The organism is Ktedonosporobacter rubrisoli (assembly GCF_004208415.1).
Taxonomy (GTDB): domain Bacteria; phylum Chloroflexota; class Ktedonobacteria; order Ktedonobacterales; family Ktedonobacteraceae; genus Ktedonosporobacter; species Ktedonosporobacter rubrisoli.
Map to the genome: position 1 here is coordinate 567247 of NZ_CP035758.1, position 20787 is coordinate 588033.

Consider the following 20787-nt stretch of genomic DNA (forward strand, 5'->3'; position numbering starts at 1 on the left):
ACAATCGCAAGCAGCCCCACAAAAGGTATTTTTGTTTATTGCACTTTCTCTCTGCTTCTCTCTGCACGCCGCCTAGCCGGTAGCTTTCTTAAGAATTGGCGGTGTAACTGTTTTTGCAAGTTTCGGCATAAGGGTGGACAGATTTGTAGCGCAGAGCTCTAAAGTGCAGAGCCTGCTGCACTAAGCATTCAACTTCAGCAGGCTTTCCTAGCTCTTTTCGTAGCAGAGTGAGATTGGCAAGTGTAGTGCTCGTCTTTGGGTGCTCCAGCCCCAGCCGCAGCACGCGAATGCGTAATGCCAACAGGAATAAGGGCTCAGCCGCCTTATATTTGCCGAGAGCTTGATACAAGGTTGCTAGATGGCTGAAGGTAGTAGCCATCTCTGGATGCTCAAGCCCTAACAGCCGTTTTTGAATGCGCAGCACACGGCGGTAGAGGAGCCTGGCTTGCTCATGCTGACCCTGATACTGATAGAGCAAAGCAAGATTGTTGAGGGTAATTGTGGTGCCTGGATGCTCAAGCCCCAGGTGCCGCTCATCAATATGCAGAGCTTGCATATACAGCACTTCAGCCTGCCCATATCTACCTAGATCTCGATAGAGGCAAGCAAGATTGCCAAGCGTAGTAGCTATTTCCGGGTGGCCGCTTCCCAGATATAGTTTCTGGGCGCACAAAGCTCGCAGATACAAGGGCTCAGCCTTCTCATATTCCCCCAAGGACCAGTACAAAGCTGCAAGATTATTTAGCGTTTCGGCAACCTTTGGGTGAGTTGGTCCAAAAAGCTGCGTCTCCAGCCCTAATACACGCAAATAGAGCGCTTCAGAGGGCTGGTATCTTCCTTGTAGCCAAAAAAGTTCTGCCAGTTTCTCCAGGCGTAGAATGAGGACTGGCCGCCGGGGACCATATTGCTGCTCTCCTTGAGCTACAGCTCGCTTCAACAGCGGCTCGGCCTCTTTGTAGCACCCGCACTCCATCAGATAACTCCCAGCTTTATAGCTCAGCTCTCCACCATCTGGAAGAAGGCTTGCCGCAGGTTCTAAATGTGCAATGCAGGTCTGCGCATGCGCTAGATAACGCTTGCACTGCGGCCAGGTATCAAATGAACTCTCTGGAAAAACTGCGTTGAGCATAGCTATCAAGCGCTCAATCCATAAGTGGACCTCAGCCGGTTCCATCTGATCCTGCAGCACAGCTTGCACCAGGCGGTGTACTGAGATAGAGCGTGTTTCTGCAGAGCGTGCTACCAGCGAAGCCCTTCGCAGTGCGGTCAGAAGCAGATCGAAATGATAGGGGTCAGTCAGTTTCGCGCTCAGTTCCGGTTCTAGATAGGCAGCACCTGCAAGCAACAACTCTTCGGGAATGGCTTCAGGATGAAGGAAAGCGCAGGCTCGCAGGAGTGCAATTGCCGCGGGATGCTCTTGAGCGATCATTTCGACCGAGAGTCGTAAGGTCGCTGAGAGTGAGGCGGGATGAGCTCCCGCGTGAAGGCCCCGACGATCCAATATGTGTTTGCGCTGTTTATAATAGCGCTCAAGGTATTCTGCCACACTGCATCCCGTCTCTTCGAGATAACCACCAGCTTGATCCAGGGCCAGCGGTAATCCTCCAAGTTGGCTCACAAGTTCCACAATTCCTGTTACCATAGGAGATCGCAATAGCTCCGGCTCTAGCGCTGCACGACCATCTACTGTACTGAGCAGCCTGGCACGACGCAGCACCAGCATCGATCCCTCCTGGCTGCTCATGGGGGATAATTTCAACGGTTCGGCCAGGGTGCCCAGCGCCTGGTGACGCGTAGTAATAAGCAGCGCCCCCAGCGATGCCAGCGGGAGCACTTCCTGCAGCAGGTTGAGATCTTCCACGTTATCAGCTATCAGCAGCCAGTTGGTATGGATGACGAGCCACTGCAGCACAGCCGAGCCTATCTGGGACTGTTCGGCACCCTGCAGCCCGGGGAGGTGGAGCAAGCGAGCAATATCCTGCAAGCTCGCTGTTAAGCTCTCTCTGGTTTCAGCCCTCAACCATAAAATGGCGCGATAACTCGATGCATATCGATAGGCGTATTCAAGTGCAACCTGAGTCTTGCCGATCCCCCCTAAGCCTGAGAGCGCAACCGTCCGTAGATGGGCAACAGGGTCCTCGGCCGAGAGCAAAGCGTGTAAGTTCTGTAATACCTCTTCGCGGCCGACGAAGCAGGCATTGCGCAGATATGGTACATACCATATGGAAGGGGAGAGGACAGGAGCAATGATAGCCTCAATGGGCGCCTGCCCGGCATTGGACTCAAATAATTGGCTGAGACGAAGCCGAAAAATCTCTTGTGGGATGGCCAAATCTCGTTCCCAGCGCTGAATACTTCTGGCTGAAGCTCCAATAGCGCTGGCAAGCGCTTCCTGAGAGAGTCCCAAACGCAAGCGACACTGACGTAAGTAATCGCCAAGGCTTCCTGGCTGAGAGAGAAATTTCCGTTTTATGAGTCTTTTCCTTGCAATAAGCTGATCCAGACAGAAAGTGTCGTGCCCTGTCGTGGCATTATAGCATGCAAGCAGATAAAATAGCAACAAGCAAGCTAAATAGCTCCAGAATATGCTGGCAGCGCAGAACATTTATGTAGTAGAGATAAGCCTTTTCCATCATCTGGCATATGCTCTTTACTCACGTGCAGGACACGACATTCAGATGTTCTGTAACTTGTACAGAAATACGGGGCTATTGGCCACAACCTCTTCGGCAGGAAAGGCCACGCTGCGGAACGCTTTGTGTAGAATGTGTTTTTCACAGAGGAGAGACATTATGTCCAATGAAGAGTTTGACCTTGATATTCGTGTTTTTGAAGTATCAGATACTGAAGATTGGTCGCAAGCCAACGATGGCAATCCTGGAGAAGAGGCTAACGTTACCGGAACTTGCACCTGTGATCATACCTGCACCGGCCATCCTTGCGGATGTGTGTAGCGCCACTGGTAGATCATGAGTACATTCAACTCACAGCAGGTTTCATGGCAAATCGTGGTGAAGCCTGATCTGGCAGCAGCAGCCTACGCTGCTGCCAGAAATATAGCCGTTCGCCTAAGAGATCGAGTGAGGGTGCAAGAAGCCTCGCAATTGGCGCTCCAACAGACTCTCTATCCCTATTTGCTGAACAAGGCTTTTTCATTGAGCGGAGGAAATACAGGGCTGGCTTTGTTCTTTTCCGCGCTCGACGCTCTCTTCCCCGAGGAGGGCTGGGATGCTGTCGGCCATCAACATTTGCAGATCGCAGTGCAGGCGTTCAAAGACCTGCCAGGAGCGCAGCAGCGTCTTTCTCTCGCCTCTGGCCTGAGCGGCCTTCTTTTCGCTACCTGGTCATTGAGTCACGGAGGAACACGCTATCAAAAGCTGCTCGCGACTTTAGAGCAACAGGCATTGCCCCGTATCAGTGCTCTCGCCACAAAAGTTCTTGTGAAGCGAGTGCATGGCTGTGCTGAAACACTCTACGATCAGATTTCCGGGCTAGCAGGAATGGGCACATATCTCCTCAGCCGCTCTCATGTGCCAGAGGTTGCCCAAACTTTGCAGACTGTATTGCAGACGATACTCTATCTAACACAAGAAAAGGATGGCGTGCCACACTACTATGTTCCAGCTAAGATGGCACTGGACCCGGCCTGGTCTGCTGTCTATCCCGATGGATATATCAACTGTGGCCTGGCGCATGGTATCCCTGCCTTGCTAGCCTTGCTCTCACTGGCTCGCATGCGTGGTATAGATATGCCAGAGCTAGACGTCGCTATCAAGCATGTAGCTGACAGACTTGTGGATTTTCACAGGGAGGATGAGTGGGGAATTACCTGGCCCAGGGCCTGGCCTATCGGGCGCGTTACTTCTCCCGAATTGCTGCAGGGGACACGCACTGCCTGGTGCTATGGCACTCCTGGCGTGGCTTATGCTCTCTGGCTAGCGGGAAAGGCCCTGGATTGTGAGACATATAGTGAGTTGGCCAGGGTGGGTATGCAGAGTGTCTTTCGTCGGCCTTTAGCCGCCCGTCGTATCAGCTCTCCAAGTTTTTGTCATGGCATCGCTGGCCTGTTGCAAATCACCTTGCATTTTGCCAATGCTACAGGAGATGCTCTATTCTCACAGGCAGCTAATACCTTGTGCGAACAATTGCTCTCACTCTATCAGCCTGCCAGCTTGCTGGGCTATCGCCATCTGGATATAGAAGGTTCCCAGGTTCTGGTAGATCACCCATGGCTACTGGATGGTGTAGCGGGCATTGCTCTGGTCCTGCTCGCGGCTTCTACAAGCAACGAGCCGAGCTGGGATCGTTGCTTCCTGCCTTCGTGAGCCGCAAGCATAGAGCATTCCCAATAAAATGATATTTTCATTTCTCAATGAAAGGATACGTCACTTTGTCAGGCCGGGTTTAATATTGCTGCCTCAACACTTCCATTGACATGAAACTTGCGCATAAGCTATACTGCTCGCAATCATAAACCGAGCCTCTGCTTATTAAAAAGGGAAAGCGATGGTACGTACTGTCAACAAAACTGCTTATGAGACTCGCCGCAACGCCATTCTCGACGCAGCCTGGCGCGCAATCGAAACAAAGGGCTATGAGCAGATGGCCATTGGCGATATTCTCGGCGAACTCAACATCTCCTCGGGGGCATTTTATCACTACTTTGACTCAAAACCGGCCTTGCTTCTGGCATTAGTTGAACGCATGACTGACGAGGTAGAAAAGTTCATCCTGCCTATGCTTCATGACCCTGGGCTCTCGGCCCTGGACAAGCTCCTGAACTTCTTTGCCTCCATTGAATATAGGAAACGCGAGCACATGCGCTTTGTTCTCGCCTACCTCCAAGTCTGGTACGGCGACGAGAATGCTATTGTGCGCCATAAGTTGCATGTCGAGCGCCTGAAACGCTTCACACCCTGGCTGGAGGAGATCATCAAGGAGGGAATCCGCGAAGGCGTCTTTCATACGCGCTATCCAGATCAGACGGCACGGTTGATCATCTCCTTGCTTGAGGATTTGGGCTATGCAAGCGCTGCACTGCTTCTCTCAGGAGAACGCAAGCCAGACGACTTGCCCCAACTCGAACGAATCACTACGGCTACCGTTGAGGCTATTGAGCGGGTACTGGGCGCGCCAGAGGGCTGCTTGCCGCACTCTTCACATGATGAGCTTGCACAATGGCTGGCCCTAACTACTTCATCCCATATACAGAGCGAAGAGAATCCTGAAAGGTAAGCTTCTTCAAGAAGAGGCCAGGTAGCTGGAAAGCTAGCTGACCTCAAACTTGCGTTCCAGCATTCGCAGGCCGGCAGCCAACGCCAGGGCTGACCTGCCGGAAAATGCTTAAAACGCCACGGGCAAGGCTTGCAAACCGCGGAATCCCAGGCTTGCGCGCCACTTCAGTTCTTCCGGCTTCACAGTCAGATGCAGATTGGGGAAACGCCGCAGCAACGTTTGCAGCGCAATCTGCCCCTCAAGGCGGGCCAGGGGCGCACCAAGGCAAAAGTGGAGCCCTTTGCCAAAGGCAAGATGCTCGTTTGGCTCACGAGCGAGATCAAGCTCTTCTGGATTGGGAAAATGTGCAGGCTCATGATTGGCTGCCATCAGGGCAAGATATACCGCGTCGCCGCGCGCGATGTGCTTACCATGCAGCTCCACATCTTCATTTGCCCAGCGCTGCGTCAGCGTAATTGGAGCGCTGTAGCGCAGCAGTTCTTCAACGGCATTCACGATTAAAGCAGGCTCTTTCTGCAATTTACGCATCTGCTGAGGATGGAGCAAGAGCGCCAGGCTGCCATTGCCAATCAAGTTGACGGTTGTCTCATATCCAGCAACTAACAGCAGAAATGCCATGGAGATCAATTCGTCTTGCGAAAGCTTATCGCCAGCTTCCTCAACCCGGATCAACCGGCTCAGCAACTTCTCGTCTGGGTAACTCCTTTTCTCCTCCAGCAGTGCTTTTATATAATCGATAAAGCCATTAAGTATAGTGAGGAATTCCATCTGGGACTGCTCTTCCCTCGGCTTGACCAGGAAGCTGCTCCATACGCGGAATTTATCGCGATCCTCGACCGGGACCCCTAGCATCTCGCAGATGACGGTGACGGGCAAAAGGAAAGCAAAGTCAGCAATCAGGTCCATTTGCCCGTGAGCCTCGACGCGATCTAGCAACTCATCAGTGATTTGCTGGATTCTGCCGCGCAATTGCTCTACCATACGTGGCGTAAATGCCTTAGATACTAATTGGCGTAGGCGCGTATGCTCTGGAGGATCTGCGTTCATCATCTGTTGGCCCAGCATGCGCCTCACTGCAGCAACGGAAGGTGGCATATTTTCCCTTACTTCCTCGGGGACAAGCTTTTTAGCATCCCTAATAAAACGCGGATCTTTGGAAATCGCTAGTATATCATCGTAATGTGTTATCATCCAGGCATGAGAGCCGTCAGGCAGATCCATGCGGTATAATGGCTCATTTTGCCTGAGTTGCTCCCAGATAGGGAAGGGATTCTGATTGAATGCAGGAGTACCGAAATCTGCAAGTGTATAGTCAGGCATTTTCTATTCCTTTCTCTGCCTCTCACGATGGACCGGCCCTGCCGGCCAAACTTGATCACCATGAGCTCTACAAAGCGCGACGCCAACCTCAGCAGTAGGCCTCAGAATATGCTTTTCCCATTCATAAACAGAGTATCTGTTTATTATTAAAGAAGTATAGCCTATGAGTTGACTGATTGTCAATGCTAGCGCAGGCAAGCAAGACATTATCCCCTACTTCATGGATGTTGGCTGGAGAGCATTGGCACCACTTTGTAACATATTTGCCACAGTTTCACCATAATTTGTTTCTATACTCTTGATATAGGCTTCCTGGAGCAGGGGACTATAAAGCCAGTCAGAGCAGGCTTATGCTGCTCCTGCTGGCGGAGCTTATTTTTATCAAAGGAGGTGCAACCTTCCCTCCACACCTCAGGTAGAGGGATCATGCCGCAGCAATCATGATAGAACAAAAGAGTAACATTGGAATGCCCCCAAATAGCGTAGAGCCCTCAGCGATAGGCCCCTGTCTGTTAGCCTGGGCCGGCGCATTCCTGGGTCTCTCTGCCCTTGGACTGCTCATTTTCCTGCTTACTGATGGGAAAGACTTCTCCTCGCCAGCAATTATCCTTATTGGGTTTACACCCTCGCTTGCGGCACTGGCTATAGCTAGCCTCTGGTTTGGGGTCCGCGGTATTCGTTCCTTATTAAGGCCAATAGGAAAATGGAAGGTTGGCTGGCAGTGGTACGCATTGGTGCTACTTGGTCCGCTGGTGCTAATGTTCTTAGCCCATATAATCTCATCGCCTCTAGGCATAGCGCAGCCACAGCCATGGGTAGTCATTCCTGCTCTCGGCTCGACCCTCGGCCCATTAATCGCCGGATCGTTAGGCGAGGAGATTGGCTGGCGCGGCTTCGCTCAGCCATTACTCCAAAAGCGGTATAGTATGTTTTGGGCAAGTATCATCATTGGCATTCTATGGTCCACCTGGCACTTATGGCCAATCCTGGCCCCAAATGGCCCTGTACATATTACGCCTCCCGACGTTGTGCAAACTTACGTGCGACTCATCTCGACTGCGGTTATCTATGGCTGGATCTATAACAAAACTGGTGGCAGCCTCTTGCTCGTTATGCTCGCCCATGCGGGGCACAACATAGCTGACGACATTCTTCCACCGGCAGCCGAAGGAACGGCGCTCATCATGGCCTTCTTGTATCTTGTCGCAGCCATTGCCGTGGTTTTGACGATAAGGGCCCAGATCTTCTCTCGCCCAAAGGAGAACGGACCGAGGACGGAGGCCAGCAAGGTTCAGCAAAGATCAGTCACCGAGCCAACGCCTTAGCGGGGAAAGCGAGGCTCTCATGCAACATATGTGTGCGGAGAAGCGTGATAGAATACATTGAGGCTATGTATATGAATCGGTTTATGTCATAATGAAGAATAGCATTACCATCCGGCATCCGTGGCCACAGCAGCAGCTTGAATTGCTTCAGGGGATCACGCTCACTAATCCTTACTGTCAGCGATTTGCCCATTCTTATGTAATTGGGACGGTGCAGGCGGGTCGGGGAATCTTACAGTACCGCCTCAGCAAGCAGGAACTCGCCAGGGGGGCTTTCTATGTGATTGAACCCGGCGAAGTCTGGGGTTGCCAGTCTGAGGAACTGACATTTTCTCACTTACTGGTTGATCCTACATTGCTGCAGCACATAGCGATAGAGACGCTGGGAACAGAGAAAGCTCTACCACATTTCCCAGCTTCTGGAATATGCAATTCAGCTCTCAGCCAGCTCTTCGCAAATCTTTCTGCTGGCTTAATCGAGCCTGCATCACAACTAAAACAGCAGGAGACACTGCTGACCGCTCTTGCGCAATTGCTCCTCTCGCAGGCCAGAGACCGAGCAGAGCTTGAGCATGTAGGAGGCGAGCACTCTGCCATCCGGCGTGTCAAAGCATACCTGGCAGAACATTATGCCGGGGATGTCTCTCTGGGAACGCTTGCTAGTATTGCCAATCTGAGCGCGTTCCATCTCACTCGCGTGTTTCGGCAAGCTGTCGGTTTGCCACCTCATGCTTACCAACTTCAGTTACGCATAGCACACGCCAGGAATTTGCTCGCCAAAGGCCTTTCCGTCAGCTACGTTGCCCATGAAACCGGGTTTTTCGATCAAACCCATTTCACCAAACAGTTCAAGCGACATGTTGGTATCACACCCGGAACTTACCGCAAGACAGCAAAATTTTACTAGATCCAGGATCTAAGAGCCTGCTATGCTAGGAGCGAAAGTTCGTACAATAAGAAAGGCAGAATAATAAGCATGGCAACGGCCGTAAAAGAACAACAGCTAACGATAGGCGACGTGCGCATTACCTATCTCTCTGATGGATATGCCCTCGTGCATCCCGCTCCTCTGTATCCCATGTCTACGCCAGCCGATTGGCAGAGCTATAAGCGCCTCCTGGATGCAAGCGGCCAATTAGTGTGTAGCCTTGGTGCATATGTAATTCAAACAGCTCATAGTACCGTACTGGTAGATCCCGGTGTTGGCCCGAAAAATAATGTTTTCCCTTTAGGGGCCCAGTATGGGGGAAAGTTGCTTGCTAATCTCGCCCTGGCCGATATTGATCCGGCCAGTGTCGATATCGTTTTTTATACCCATATTCATAGCGATCACGTGGGATGGATCGGGCAAAAAACGCAAGATGGACAAACGATGGTCTTTCCTAACGCCCGCCAGTTGGTCCGCGATATTGAGTGGCGGCGCTTTGATGATCCTAACGTCAGCCGAGCCAGGGTGGAAGAAGCGCTAGAGCTATTGCAGGATCATATTGAGCTCGTAGAAGACAGCCAGTGCATTGCTCCCGGCATAACAGTCATGGCCACACCCGGTCATACTCCTGGACACTCCTCGCTCGTCGTGCAAGCAGGAAATGAGCGCGTCTTGATCCTTGGGGATGTCGTGCATAGCATCGTGCAAATTGATCATCCAGAATGGGCCTGCACCCTGGATCTTGATCCTGAGATGGCCATACAGACGCGTGAGCGCATGTTTCGGGAACTGGCAAGATCCGCCACCATTGCTGGAACCTCCCATTTTGCCGATTCCGTCTTTGGTAGATTGGTACAGAGAGATGGCAAGCGCCGCTGGGAAGCACTCTAACCTAATGAGCGCTTCACCCCGGCAGAAGCCTGGATTCACAGCAAGCCAGCTCAGGCGGAAATCCTTCTAGCAAAATATCTCCAACTGGATCGAAAGACAGCCCATGCTATCTTCATCTCTACCTTGCCAAGTATTCCCTCAACGCCCCAAATCAGCCAGAAGGAGTTCAACGTTGCGAATGACTTTCATATGAAGGCTGGCTTAATTGCTCTTGCGCTCCCCTATTCGACTTTGGTGGCCACTGACACAATCAACCAGGCTCTCAGGAGTATGGTCAGTTCATCGTAGTGCTTGCGTCAAGCCCGCGTAGAGAACAGATCATCATACTCTTTAAACTGAAGGCATGGCGGTCTGCTTCGCTTATCTCTGAGCGGGCAGTACAGTTCTTCCGATCAGTAAATGCTCATCTTGAGGAAACACCTCATCAATGCGCGCTCCATAGCGTTCATGTACCCACAGTTGTAGGGGTTCGAGCGATGCCTCAAAGAGGTCATCGGGTAAAGACCAGGCTCCCGCCCGCTGATAGTGCATGAGACTCTCGACAAGAGAGCGGGCAGTAACGGGCCGCTGCCAACTAAGAATCTCCCATTGCTCGGTTGCCAGGCCCTGCGTTTGTAGCCAGGCCGTTACCGACTGTTCCGCGGCTCCAACAAACCTGACGCTACCTCCTAAATGCTTGACGATCTTGCTCCACTCTCTCCTGATCTCCCCTGATCCAGGCTCCCAACATTGCTGCCAGTTCTCGTTCCAGCAACGGATCAACATGCCTCCTGGGCGCAGGACACGCACGACTTCTTGGAGGGCCTTCTGCCATGCACTCACAAAGTGGAAGACATGGGAGGCAATCACGACATCAAAGGAGGCATCCTGAAACGGGAGCGCGGTCATATCTGCTTTGATCACGCGCGTCCTTGTATGCTTGCGCTCATGAACAAAACGCAGCACTTTTGGTTGCTGCTCTGCCTGCTCATCAATCTCGCTTCCCCACGGCGTTGACATCTCCTGCCAACCTGCCGCCTGTAACTTCTGCACAAGCCGGGTCAACATGTTCTCTGAAATATCGACCCCGGTGTACTGGCGTCCAAGTTCAATCAAAGGAAGAGCTACCCGCCCGCTGCCAACGCCTACCTCCAAGAAACGCGTCTGAGCATTCCCGCGTGCCGCCTGATCAATTGCCTGAGCCAGTTGCTGAGACACGTTCTCAGGATAGCCACGCATGGCGTCATACGCCTGGGCCAGAGGATCAAATGAGATTGATGTCATGCTCTCTTTATATCTCCTTTTGTTGCATATTCTCTGTAAAGGTGTAGGTCCATTGCGCAGCCAGGGCAAGAGTTGCCCATAGGCAGCTAAGATCCAACCAGGAAGAGCGCAAGGACACGAGAAAGATGCAGCGCGAAATTCAGCAAAGCCCCCTCATGAACGCTCGTACCCTGGTTTCCTCTATAAGCACTATAGAACAGAGATACATGAGTTGTCAAGACAAGCAAAACAAACTCAATTTGCTCCAATATTTATGAATAGATTTTTGCCATATGGCAAGCGTTCTAACCCGGTGATGGCATAAGTCGCCATAAATGCCTTCCCGTCACAGCGCGTAGAACCGTCAATGAGCCATCCCGCAAGCACACATAGACGTTCTCGTTCTGAATATATGGAGAAGCAGTCAGACCCTTTATCTGCCAGAGCTCTCGGCCCGTTTCTCTCTGAACTGCCGAGAGGAGGCCATCCTGAGCTACAAGATAAACAAGCTTTCCCTCTTCCTGGATCGCCTGTTGATCAAGCCTCAATGTGCCTGCATTGATATGCCAGAGAATATGGCCAGTGCTGGCCTGAAGCGCGAAGAGAGAGCCATCTATCATACATAGATAGATAATCCCGGGCGAGACAAATGGCTGACCAGGAAGACTTTTAAGCCGCGTTTGCCAGAGTAACCGACCATCCGAAGCTTGCAGAGTGGCGATTGTCCCTTCGCCGCTACAGACCAGGAGCTTATTTTCCGAGAGCTGCAACGTCCCCCAGAGAGACTGGGCGCCACGATAGCGCCACAAGCGGGTTCCATCGCTCATACGAACCGCCTCAACAGCTCCATCAGGCGAAAAAAGATAGACTACTCCATGGGCAAAGGGAGGCAAACCATTTACACCTCCTTGATAGTGCCACAGCTCGCTACCGTCACGAGTGCGTAGCGCTCTCAGGCCCTCGTTGGCTGACTCGACATAGGTAATGCCTGCATTTGAGGTTACGAACCATGTGGCATCCCGTGAAGCATAGCGCCAGAGCAACGCGCCATCATGAAGCCGAAATGCCTGGAGAAGCTCCCCTTCTGAAGTGTTAAGGTATAAAGCATCTGAGCCGAGCGCAAGATTCGCATTTGCCCTTGCCGAAATATCGATTTGCCGCCGCCAGAGGAGGCTTCCATCTGCCATGCTCAAGGCTAGCAAGCTGCTTTCTGGTATGTGTATGCCCCTGACTAACAGGTAGAGGGACTGCTGACCATGCAGAAAAGCTAGCGGATAAACACTTGACAAGGGATGCTGCCAGAGCAGTTGTCCATTCTTTGCACTTAATGCATAGACATGGCTCTCCTGGGCTGTGTAAGCGATACAGTAGAGGGTTCCGTTGGCGAGTATTACAGGAGGTCTCAAGGGCCAGGCAGGAGAGACCCGCCAGAGAAGTCGGCCAGTATCCGGGGCTGCCGCTTCCATGCTTCCAGTAGCGCTATCCAGAAGATATAAGGCATGGGAAGTTGTGGCAACAAGCATCAGTGTAGCGGAGAGAGAAGTAGGGAGAGGACGTTGCTGAGAATAGGAGGTCAATATGGGAAGTAGAATCAAGACGAAAAGAAGGCCAACCAGCATAAGAAGAGCGCCGCCCATGATATATCGCCGCATGGGGCCAGAAAAATAACTTTGCAAGAAGCGCTGAGGCGCCCCTTGCTTGCCCTGACCAGGATCGCTAGCATCCAGATCTATCAACTGAAGCTGCATTTCATCATCGTCAGGTTGGTTAAAGTTATCCATACGCTTTTTCCCTACAAATATATTTCTTGCAAATTTTCCATCTCCTATAACATAGCAAATTTAAGATATAGCAACAATGCTTCCCTTGCACCTGGTAAGTTCTGGCAAAAGTTTGTGAGCCTGCAGAACGCAGGCCCACATATTTAATCTTCGTTGGCACCACTGTGTGCCGTCTCCAGCTCTCCGCTAACAGAAGAGTCAGGCTGTTCAAGAATAACAGCCGGGAACCAGAGCATAATCAGCAGGCCAAGCAGGGCCATAAGCAGCATAGTCAGGAAGACCCAGAACAGGCTTTGCGAGAAGGCAGCTCTGAGCTGCTCCAATAAGGCAAGAGGCAGGGTAGCGCGCAGGGCTGGCGTGAGCAATACAGTCATTGCTGACGTCCCTTCTGGTAACCGTTGCCCAGAAGCGGCCACACGAGCGATAATAGGCATAAGGCGCTGCTGTATCTGCCCATTCAGGATGGCGCCCATCACGGCAACGCCAAGGGTTCCCCCAATCATCGAAACGAACTGGCTTGATGCCGTTGCCACCCCTACAAGCTCTTTGCGCGCCGCGCGCTGGACCGCAAGGGTATAAATTACTCTTGCCAAGCCAAAACCGATGCCGCATACAATCATGGCAAGGGCGAGAAAGGCAAAGCCAGTCTGTTCGCGGAAAAACACCATCATACCGGTTCCCACAGCTATGAACAGCGCCCCGGTTAGCACGATAAAGCGGTAGCCAAAGTAGCGCAAGATGAGCGAGGCCAGCATGGAAATGATGGCCCAGCTTACCAGGTTTGGGATGAGGACGGTACCGGCCTCAGTGCCGCTGCTACCCTGCACTCCCTGCACAAAGAGCGGGACATACGTCGTCAGGCTAAAGAGGATGCACCCCAGCAGAAAGCTGCCGCTATTGGAGAGCGCGATGGTGCGCTCAGTAAAAAGCTCAAGCGGGAGAATTGGCTCGGCCGCGCGCCTCTCGACAAGGAAAAAGGCTACTGATAGGATGAGTGTAGCAAGCAGTAAAGCAAGGCTTGGCAAAGAGACCCAGGCCCAGGCCGTTCCCCCCTGCAGCAGGAAGAGCAACAAAGCAATCACCGCTCCTGTTAACAAGATGGCGCCAAGATAATCAAGCTGATGCTTCTGGCGCACAAAACGCTCTTGAAAAAAGATGGCGAGCAGGACAATGGCGAGCAAACCGAAGGGAAGATTGAGATAGAAGATCCACTGCCAAGGAAAATGATCCACGATCAATCCTCCAAGCAACGGACCAACTACACTTGCCACGCCCCATAATGCCCCGATGGCACCTAGCATTCTGGCATTCTCCTCAGCCGAAGAAGAGATGTCCGACATAACAGTCAAGACGAGTGGCTGAATCGCTCCCGCGCCCAGACCTTGCAAGCCACGAAAGAAAATCAACTGCTCCATGCTCTGCGCGGAGCCACAAGCTGCGGAACCTACCAGAAAGATCACCGCGCCAACCAGCAATAGAAGCTTTCGACCATAAATGTCGGCAAGCTTACCATACAAGGGGACAACCGTCGTAGAAGTCAACAGGTAGGCCGAGAATGCCCAGGAATAGAGCGTTATGCCGCCCAACTGGCTAACAATACCGGGCATTGCTGTGGCAACAATCGTCGAATCCAGGGTTGCCAGCGCTAAGACGAGCAGTAAGGCAACAATTGTTATAATTTTTGTGCTTTTTGGCATGCGTATATATGCTCACTCTCTTCAAAGGAACTGCGTTCTTGTCCTCTCTTCACTCATGAGCCGGAATGGATATGGGCAGCCCTTTCTCGTTGGAAGCGAGCTCCTCACTGCTTCAGACTGGCAACAATGCCAGCCAGGGACGCGCTCAAAAGGGGCTCCTCACGAGAAGGCTGGAAGGCTCGATTGTGCAGAATGAACATATCCTTTCCATTGTATTGAAGCAATACTAGAATCTGCTAGCTTTTGCTTAGAGCAGATCCAAGATGTAGAGGCATGCATGCCTTATGATCCAAAGCTGGCCACGCTTTTTGCAGGATCACAAAGTCTACTTTATAACACTGATGCAAGGGGTGAGGGTTTGGAAGAATACAGTGCAGGTTGTATATCTACAGAATAATTCTAGTGAGCTCCTATTATCTTTCCACTATATCATAAGGAAATTAGAGAGGCGATAAGCCTACACCCGCGGCAGGAAGGTTTCGCCAAACGCAAACTTCTCACCTCTCTGAGAGCTAATTTCATTACGCCCCCTCCTTATCTCGCACGCGCTCGTCGTTAGCCTTATCACTATTAGCTTGCTGCTCTGTATCGCGCAGTTTCCCAAGGCTTTGCCCATAGAGAAATGTTATACCGCTGGCGAGAACAGTGAGGCCCGTGAGCAGGAAAGGAGAAATCAGCAGAACCAGGGGAATGGATAAGGTGTAGATCAGGACAAGACGAATGAGAAACTCAACTACATATATGACTCCCCACAGAATTGTCACATTGCGGATGTAGATCCTAAAAGCCGAAAATTCTCTCCAGGCTCCGTCATACGCGGCCATCTGCTCGCGATTGTTGCCAGTAATGAAGTAACCGATGATATAGTACCAGACAGGCTTCTGGAAGAGGAGCGAGATGAGGCAGATGATGCCGAAGAGCATCGTCAGAAATGATTCGCGAATCAGGAGGAGACGGGCATCCCCGGTCATGAAGCTCAGCCCGAGAGAAACAGCAATAGTTACGAGTGAGAAGGCACCCAGCACATCTACGCGATGCTGGCGGATAAGGGAAATAATGGTGCCAATCAGGGCAGGCAGAGCCGAGAGCAACAGCGCGTTCACGTCGGAGGCCGATGTGAAGTGCTTCGCCAATTGGTAGACGACGAGGACAAGAACGCCATTGAGCAGAATGCTGGGGAGCAGACTGGTCATCAGAGTGCGGAAAGACGGTGATTGTATAGGTTGAGCAGTCCCGGACTTGGGATTTACAGGGGCGGGTGAAGGTGTCATAGTTGGGTCTCCTTTCTCGTGCTCATCACATAAACGGATCTTTCGTGCGAAAGATCCGTTTTTTAGCATGTTCTTTTGGGAATATTTATCTCACGGGTGGGATTTCTGCGGCTTCAATGTAGGATACAATCTTCCTCTAAGAAAGCCGGGCAAGCGATGGCATGACTTTAGTGAGGGAGGAGCAAGGTAGGGTTGCGCTGCCCCAGGATATCCTCCATCCGCGTCTGTATGCCAGTTTTGAATGTTTGGGGATAGATATAGAACCGTTTCTCACGAATAGCTTCAAAGACGGTAGCGGCAAGGTGTTGGGGAGATTCCCCCCGTTGTATAGCCTGCAGAATAAATTGACGTCCTGCCTCCTCTTGAGGAGACGATTTTGTCTCACCAGGAGCGTTCTCGACTGGAGCGTTCTGAAGTCTGACCGGACGATTGCGCTGCGAGTCCTGAATACGCGTCTTCACATAGCCGGGACAGAGGACGGAGACTCCAATGCTGGCATTCCTTAGCGTTAGCTCATGGTACAAGGTCTCAGAAAGGCTCACCACTGCATGCTTGCTTGCCTTATATACACTCAAACCTGGGCCTGAAGTGAGGCCCGCCACAGACGAGGTATTGACAATATGGCTCTCGGCGCGCTGCTCAAGCATCCTTGGGACAAAGAAATGGATGCCGTGAATCACGCCCCAGAGGTTGACCCCCAGAACCCATTCCCAATCGGCCAGGGTGCTTTCCCAGGCGGTCTTGCCTGCTCCCACACCCGCATTGTTAAACAACAGATGCACCTCTGAGTAGGTTTCAAACGCTTTCCTGGCAAGTGTTTCCACCTCTGCAGCTTGTGAAACGTCAGTTGGAATCGCAAGGGTTTGTGCGCCCTGAGCGGTAAGTTCTTGGCTGACTTGCAGGAGAGCTTGCTCTTCAATATCGGCAAGGACGACCTTCATGCCCTCCTTGACACAATGTTCGGCAAGTCCGCGGCCAATGCCGCTGGCCGCGCCTGTGATGACTGCCACTTTTCCTTGAAATGTTTTCATCCTCAGTTCCCCTTTTTTCTTTGCTTGCTTTTCCGGGCAAAAGTAGTGAGTGGCCCCTCTTCCATATACCAAAGTATAGACGGCAGGGGCAGAACAACACATGACCCAACGGTCACAGATTGCGGGCCTATTTTTACTGTCTCCTGTTAGGACCAGCGCCATAGTCCTGAATAGCAAGACCCATGACTAGAGACACTGGCACGGAAGGAGATTTTAGAAACACTACGGGAAACAACCAGAGACTGGATACACGTATGGCAGAGAAGCAAGGATAACGTTTTCAAACGGACCAAATACTATTGAACAGGCCTGCCCCGAGCTGCCTGAGGCGTTGCGGAGGTTAGCAATCTCCTTTGGCCTCTAACTAAATTTTGGCGCTTTTCCTTTTTACAGCCTTCCAAATGAATGGAGCATAATCTCTGTTCTATACTTAAACGTTTGGTGTGAATGAGAAAGGACTTGAAAGAGCTTGCACAAGCCCCCTATGTTGCTGACAAAGGGTTTGCTGGAGAAAAGCCTCACCGGCGATGGCGCGCACAGAGCCGGGCAGAGGTGAGAACGGTCCCTCACCAAACCAGTCGGCTTCGTTGGCCTAAAGCCCTGCAGCGTTGGGGAGCGAGCCTGCGACAGATCATTGAGACGGTCAATGACAAACTGCTCAACACATTTCGCCTGGCTCGTGAGCGACCGCATGATCTGACTGGATTTCAAGCTCGCTTGGCAGCCAAAGTCAGCCTGCACAACTTTTGCATGTGGTTGAATGGGCATCTGCAACGGCCTCCATTGGCTTTTACTGATTTGATTGACTGGTAAATGGGTTTTCATAACTCACACCAAACGTTTAAGATAGGAAAGATTGCCTCCGTGCTGTGCAACGTACAGAACTTGCGTAATAGCCTTCACAAGCAGTTCAGGTTGATAGAACTGAATGACATGCCCACTCTTGCTGGCGATAACTTGCTTGCTATTCGAAGAGAGGAACCGGGCAAGCCTATTCTGCCAGAGTTGCTCCTGATGAAGTGAGACAGCATCCGAGAAATCAGAACGACCAGCGGTGAGCACGATTAGCGGAAGATGACCAAGGGAGTATCTATGAGCATGAACCTCAGCTTCACTTACCGCATAGCCAGCTTGCTCCTCATAAGTCGCTGTAAAGTATTTTGGAAGGACCATCAGAGCTTTCACCATAGGCAATACAGAGGAATCGTAGGTACCAAGATCGTCAGGATACAGATTGATTAGTCCTGCCAAGCGCATGATACCTACCTGGGCAAGCGCATGGCATATGTTTATGACCTGATGCGTGACAGGAGAGACGGCTAATGGTTTTCCTTCATCTGGCGCATCGACCAGTATCAGACCCGCAGTATCCTGACGATACTCGCTAGCATAGAGACGCATATTCAATCCTCCAAACGAATGTCCCACAAGGATAAATGGTCCGGTAACCTGAGCACGCGTCAAAAGAGTAGTATGCAGAGCAGTAACAATTTGCTGACTCGTTTGTGATGTTGGTCCTGGATCGCTCCATCCCAGGCCTGCTCGGTCATATGAGCAGACACGCGTGAAACGTGCTACTTCAGGCTGCACTCTGCTCCAGATTAGCGAACTAACACCAAGGCCAGCATCCAGGATGACAGTTGGGCTGCCCTTGCCAGTACAATCGATGTGGAGCCGATACCCGCCAACTTCAACCAGCTTTCCAGGCGGCGGGTAGGCCTGGGCATCAATAGTTGTGCCAATCATCTGATATCCCCACCCGGCAAGCAACAGCAATAGCACGCTAAACCCTAGAATACCCCACCGTTTCCAGCTTGCTTGTTTCCCTATTTTTACCGAGAAAGGTTTCTTCCTATCATATTGACTCTTTTGTCTATTCATGAATATATTTCCTCTAGAACGACTTTATTGCCTTTCATCGGAGCTACTGCTTCAGAGAGATAGAGATATCTTTCTCGCTTGTGAAAGAATCTCATTGAGAATGTTATCAAATAAACACAAGCGAAGTCAAGGAGTGATTCAGGTAGGAGATAACTGATCAGGCATCATTAAAGTGAGGAGGAGTGGGTCTTCTGTGGTCCCAGCACAGAGAATACAATCATCCTCTATGAAAGCCGTGCAAGTGCTTAGTGAGGGAGAAGCAAGGTAGGGTTGTGTGGCTCCAAGATATCCTCCATCCGCGTCTGGATGCCAACTTTGAACGCTGGAGGATAGATATAGAAACATTTCTCGTGAATAGCTTCAAACGCAGAAAGGAGATTTGTCCACTTTGCTGGAAACAGATGTATCTCTCATCGGCAGCCGGGCGCGTATAACAAAGAAGCAAGGCCATCCTTCAAACGGACCAAATATTATTGAACAGGCCTTGCTCCGAGCTGCCTGAGGCGTTGCGGAGGTTGGCAATCTCCTTTGGCCTCTCTCTAAAACTTTGGCGCATTTCCCTTTTACAGCCTTCCAAATGAATGGAGCATAATCTCTGTTCTATACTTAAATAGAATCACTCATCAGGAGCCGGCTCGTTGTAAAGATCAGCGTGTTTCGTATTCCTTGACACGCTGCAACCATTCGCGCATAAGGGACCGACAAAGCTCATCCTGTTCGATATTCACAAAATGACCGGCGCGATCAAGTACCGCGAAGGTTGCTCTGGGAAAGTTCTCCAGCAGATTCCAGGCATCCCGATATCCGCAGAGATGGTCCTGGCGCGCAGTTAGAATGAGCGTTGGGGCCTCAAAGCTGGCTTGCTGGGGGTCCACTTCAAAAGAGGCGGGAGCAGCTACTTCCAGGCGCCCATTGAAGGCATGGTCGGCTTTAATGACTTCCGATAGCACTATGGGCATGACCTCAAGCACTGGCTCGCTCTGTACCACAACGAGATCCTCGACGAGCCCCGCCACATGCGGGCTGGCGCTGGTCAGGAGCTGCGGATTTTCTACTACGATAGCTCTAGAGGGAAGCTGGGCCTGTGTGGGATCAGCTTTTACTTGAGGGGCACACAACAGCAGACCATCGATCGACGCGGCACGTTGCGCTAGCACCCCACGTGCCAGGTAACCGCCATAGGAGAGCCCGGCAAGGATAAAGCGTTGGCCGGGAATGACAGCATCAATAAACGCTAGCATAGTCTCGATCATCTGGTCGTGCGTGGCCAGCCGCTCAAGGCTGGGCGTGAGGCCGGTGCCGGGCAGGTCGGGATAGATGCGCAACCAGGCGTCCTGCTCCGTAAATAGGGGCTCCATAAAGCGCTTCATGATGTTGTGATCGCTTGGCCGCCCTGGCAGCATTATGATAGGCCGACCGGCCCCATAAGTTTCATAGAAGATTGAGAGATCTTCGAGATTACATTGCATCTTGCTAACTCCATTCATGCGTAAAGATCTTTATTTAGCACATGAGAATATAGCACAGAGGGATAAGGCAAAACTTCTCGCATCTTGCGCTAAAGTTCGCCCGCAGGCCTGGCATCGTCAGGACTAGCGCTGTTGAACGAGGGTAGCCACTTCATCCTGAATCTGTGTATGGACGCGCTGATCATACTCCTCGCGAGCCTGCGCAACTTCCGGCAAGTGTCCATAAGCCCAAGCGCTGAGGGCTTTCATGGGTTCAACCAGCGTCTTTCCTAATGGAGTGAGAGAATACTCTACGACCGGAGGCACAACGGGATAGACGACGCGCCGGACCAGGCCATTGCGTTCCATCTCCCGCAATGTTTGAGCCAGCATTTTCCGCGAGATGCCTTCAATCCGCTTGAGGAATTCGCCAAAACGCATAGTTGTACCCGCTTCCAGAGCATAAATAATCAGGGGAGTCCACTGATCAGCGATTAATTCCAGCACTTGCCGCGAGAGGCAGTTGGCGCGGAAAAGATCTGGTTGTGTTTGCTGCTTAGTTTCCATATGGTAACTGTATCACTTTTTAGTTACTTCTTACAAGTTATATGTATTGCGGTTATAGTAGCTGCAGGTGATGGATCATCTACTCAGTTTAGAGAAGAAAACCTATCTCCCACATATTATAAACTATTGTCTCTTGTTCTTTGAGATTTCTCTCTCGAAAGATGAGGTTT

At 51.5% G+C, this 20787-nt stretch carries 17 protein-coding genes; 7 read left to right on the forward strand and 10 right to left on the reverse strand.

Annotated features, from left to right (window positions below):
- Positions 1-88: 88 nt before the first annotated feature.
- Positions 89-2563 (reverse strand): helix-turn-helix domain-containing protein, encoded by a 2475-nt coding sequence (locus EPA93_RS02560; RefSeq protein ID WP_165422822.1) that lies wholly within the window; start codon positions 2561-2563, stop codon positions 89-91.
- 229 nt (positions 2564-2792) lie between these two features.
- Between EPA93_RS02560 and EPA93_RS48175 the strand changes: the two genes are divergently transcribed.
- The 3 genes from EPA93_RS48175 to EPA93_RS02570 all read left to right on the forward strand — a co-directional run bounded on the left by EPA93_RS48175 (position 2793) and on the right by EPA93_RS02570 (position 5235).
- A complete protein-coding gene (locus EPA93_RS48175; RefSeq protein ID WP_165422823.1) occupies positions 2793-2954 on the forward strand; it encodes an FDLD family class I lanthipeptide in 162 nt (53 codons plus the stop codon).
- A gap of 15 nt (positions 2955-2969) precedes the next feature.
- On the forward strand, positions 2970-4325 hold the full coding sequence (locus EPA93_RS02565; protein WP_129885529.1) for a lanthionine synthetase C family protein: 1356 nt from the start codon (positions 2970-2972) through the stop codon (positions 4323-4325).
- A 181-nt stretch (positions 4326-4506) separates the two neighbouring features.
- Positions 4507-5235 carry a TetR/AcrR family transcriptional regulator gene (locus EPA93_RS02570; RefSeq protein ID WP_129885530.1) on the forward strand — a complete coding sequence of 243 codons (729 nt, stop codon included), beginning with the start codon at positions 4507-4509 and terminating at the stop codon, positions 5233-5235.
- Between the two features lie 108 nt (positions 5236-5343).
- Here the strand turns inward: EPA93_RS02570 and EPA93_RS02575 are convergent, their stop codons facing one another.
- Positions 5344-6555: a cytochrome P450 family protein gene (locus EPA93_RS02575; protein ID WP_129885531.1), complete on the reverse strand. Its 1212-nt coding sequence runs from the start codon at positions 6553-6555 to the stop codon at positions 5344-5346.
- Positions 6556-7022: 467 nt separating this feature from the next.
- Here EPA93_RS02575 and EPA93_RS02580 point away from each other — a divergent pair, with 467 nt between their 5' ends.
- The 3 genes from EPA93_RS02580 (at position 7023) to EPA93_RS02590 (ending at position 9699) form a co-directional block, all read left to right on the forward strand.
- Positions 7023-7880 carry a CPBP family intramembrane glutamic endopeptidase gene (locus EPA93_RS02580; RefSeq protein ID WP_165422824.1) on the forward strand — a complete coding sequence of 286 codons (858 nt, stop codon included), beginning with the start codon at positions 7023-7025 and terminating at the stop codon, positions 7878-7880.
- 91 nt (positions 7881-7971) lie between these two features.
- A complete protein-coding gene (locus tag EPA93_RS02585; RefSeq protein ID WP_129885533.1) occupies positions 7972-8787 on the forward strand; it encodes a helix-turn-helix domain-containing protein in 816 nt (271 codons plus the stop codon).
- 69 nt (positions 8788-8856) lie between these two features.
- Positions 8857-9699, forward strand: a complete 843-nt coding sequence (locus EPA93_RS02590; protein WP_129885534.1) for an MBL fold metallo-hydrolase — start codon at positions 8857-8859, stop codon at positions 9697-9699.
- A gap of 360 nt (positions 9700-10059) precedes the next feature.
- Here the strand turns inward: EPA93_RS02590 and EPA93_RS02595 are convergent, their stop codons facing one another.
- The 5 genes from EPA93_RS02595 to EPA93_RS02615 all read right to left on the reverse strand — a co-directional run bounded on the left by EPA93_RS02595 (position 10060) and on the right by EPA93_RS02615 (position 16721).
- Positions 10060-10962, reverse strand: coding sequence for a class I SAM-dependent methyltransferase (locus tag EPA93_RS02595; RefSeq protein WP_129885535.1), 903 nt, complete (start codon positions 10960-10962; stop codon positions 10060-10062).
- A 284-nt stretch (positions 10963-11246) separates the two neighbouring features.
- Entirely contained in the window at positions 11247-12722 is a 1476-nt protein-coding gene (locus EPA93_RS02600; protein ID WP_129885536.1) for an outer membrane protein assembly factor BamB family protein, read from the reverse strand.
- Between the two features lie 143 nt (positions 12723-12865).
- Positions 12866-14419, reverse strand: coding sequence for an MDR family MFS transporter (locus EPA93_RS02605; protein ID WP_129885537.1), 1554 nt, complete (start codon positions 14417-14419; stop codon positions 12866-12868).
- A gap of 521 nt (positions 14420-14940) precedes the next feature.
- On the reverse strand, positions 14941-15690 hold the full coding sequence (locus EPA93_RS02610; RefSeq protein WP_129885538.1) for a VC0807 family protein: 750 nt from the start codon (positions 15688-15690) through the stop codon (positions 14941-14943).
- A gap of 167 nt (positions 15691-15857) precedes the next feature.
- Positions 15858-16721 (reverse strand): SDR family NAD(P)-dependent oxidoreductase, encoded by an 864-nt coding sequence (locus tag EPA93_RS02615; protein ID WP_129885539.1) that lies wholly within the window; start codon positions 16719-16721, stop codon positions 15858-15860.
- Positions 16722-17180: 459 nt separating this feature from the next.
- On the opposite strand from EPA93_RS02615, the gene EPA93_RS02620 reads away from it, so the two are divergent.
- Positions 17181-17534, forward strand: a complete 354-nt coding sequence (locus tag EPA93_RS02620) for a hypothetical protein (RefSeq protein WP_129885540.1) — start codon at positions 17181-17183, stop codon at positions 17532-17534.
- 15 nt (positions 17535-17549) lie between these two features.
- On the opposite strand, the gene EPA93_RS02625 is transcribed toward EPA93_RS02620, so the two are convergent.
- From EPA93_RS02625 to EPA93_RS02635, 3 genes are all read right to left on the reverse strand, one after another.
- Positions 17550-18602 carry an alpha/beta fold hydrolase gene (locus EPA93_RS02625; RefSeq protein ID WP_129885541.1) on the reverse strand — a complete coding sequence of 351 codons (1053 nt, stop codon included), beginning with the start codon at positions 18600-18602 and terminating at the stop codon, positions 17550-17552.
- A gap of 647 nt (positions 18603-19249) precedes the next feature.
- Positions 19250-20071: an alpha/beta fold hydrolase gene (locus EPA93_RS02630; protein WP_165422825.1), complete on the reverse strand. Its 822-nt coding sequence runs from the start codon at positions 20069-20071 to the stop codon at positions 19250-19252.
- Between the two features lie 123 nt (positions 20072-20194).
- Entirely contained in the window at positions 20195-20617 is a 423-nt protein-coding gene (locus EPA93_RS02635) for a winged helix-turn-helix transcriptional regulator (protein WP_129885543.1), read from the reverse strand.
- Positions 20618-20787 lie beyond the last annotated feature (170 nt).

What these genes read in the sequence shown, in the direction of transcription:
- EPA93_RS02590 (WP_129885534.1), top strand. Translation starts at nt 8,857, where the DNA reads ATGGCAACGGCCGTAAAAGAACAACAGCTAACGATAGGCGACGTGCGC.
- EPA93_RS02625 (WP_129885541.1), bottom strand. Translation starts at nt 18,602, where the DNA reads ATGAATAGACAAAAGAGTCAATATGATAGGAAGAAACCTTTCTCGGTA.
- EPA93_RS02600 (WP_129885536.1), bottom strand. Translation starts at nt 12,722, where the DNA reads ATGGATAACTTTAACCAACCTGACGATGATGAAATGCAGCTTCAGTTG.
- EPA93_RS02635 (WP_129885543.1), bottom strand. Translation starts at nt 20,617, where the DNA reads ATGGAAACTAAGCAGCAAACACAACCAGATCTTTTCCGCGCCAACTGC.
- EPA93_RS02605 (WP_129885537.1), bottom strand. Translation starts at nt 14,419, where the DNA reads ATGCCAAAAAGCACAAAAATTATAACAATTGTTGCCTTACTGCTCGTC.
- EPA93_RS48175 (WP_165422823.1), top strand. Translation starts at nt 2,793, where the DNA reads ATGTCCAATGAAGAGTTTGACCTTGATATTCGTGTTTTTGAAGTATCA.
- EPA93_RS02570 (WP_129885530.1), top strand. Translation starts at nt 4,507, where the DNA reads ATGGTACGTACTGTCAACAAAACTGCTTATGAGACTCGCCGCAACGCC.
- EPA93_RS02580 (WP_165422824.1), top strand. Translation starts at nt 7,023, where the DNA reads ATGCCCCCAAATAGCGTAGAGCCCTCAGCGATAGGCCCCTGTCTGTTA.
- EPA93_RS02575 (WP_129885531.1), bottom strand. Translation starts at nt 6,555, where the DNA reads ATGCCTGACTATACACTTGCAGATTTCGGTACTCCTGCATTCAATCAG.
- EPA93_RS02585 (WP_129885533.1), top strand. Translation starts at nt 7,972, where the DNA reads ATGAAGAATAGCATTACCATCCGGCATCCGTGGCCACAGCAGCAGCTT.
- EPA93_RS02615 (WP_129885539.1), bottom strand. Translation starts at nt 16,721, where the DNA reads ATGAAAACATTTCAAGGAAAAGTGGCAGTCATCACAGGCGCGGCCAGC.
- EPA93_RS02565 (WP_129885529.1), top strand. Translation starts at nt 2,970, where the DNA reads ATGAGTACATTCAACTCACAGCAGGTTTCATGGCAAATCGTGGTGAAG.
- EPA93_RS02595 (WP_129885535.1), bottom strand. Translation starts at nt 10,962, where the DNA reads ATGACATCAATCTCATTTGATCCTCTGGCCCAGGCGTATGACGCCATG.
- EPA93_RS02630 (WP_165422825.1), bottom strand. Translation starts at nt 20,071, where the DNA reads ATGCAATGTAATCTCGAAGATCTCTCAATCTTCTATGAAACTTATGGG.
- EPA93_RS02610 (WP_129885538.1), bottom strand. Translation starts at nt 15,690, where the DNA reads ATGACACCTTCACCCGCCCCTGTAAATCCCAAGTCCGGGACTGCTCAA.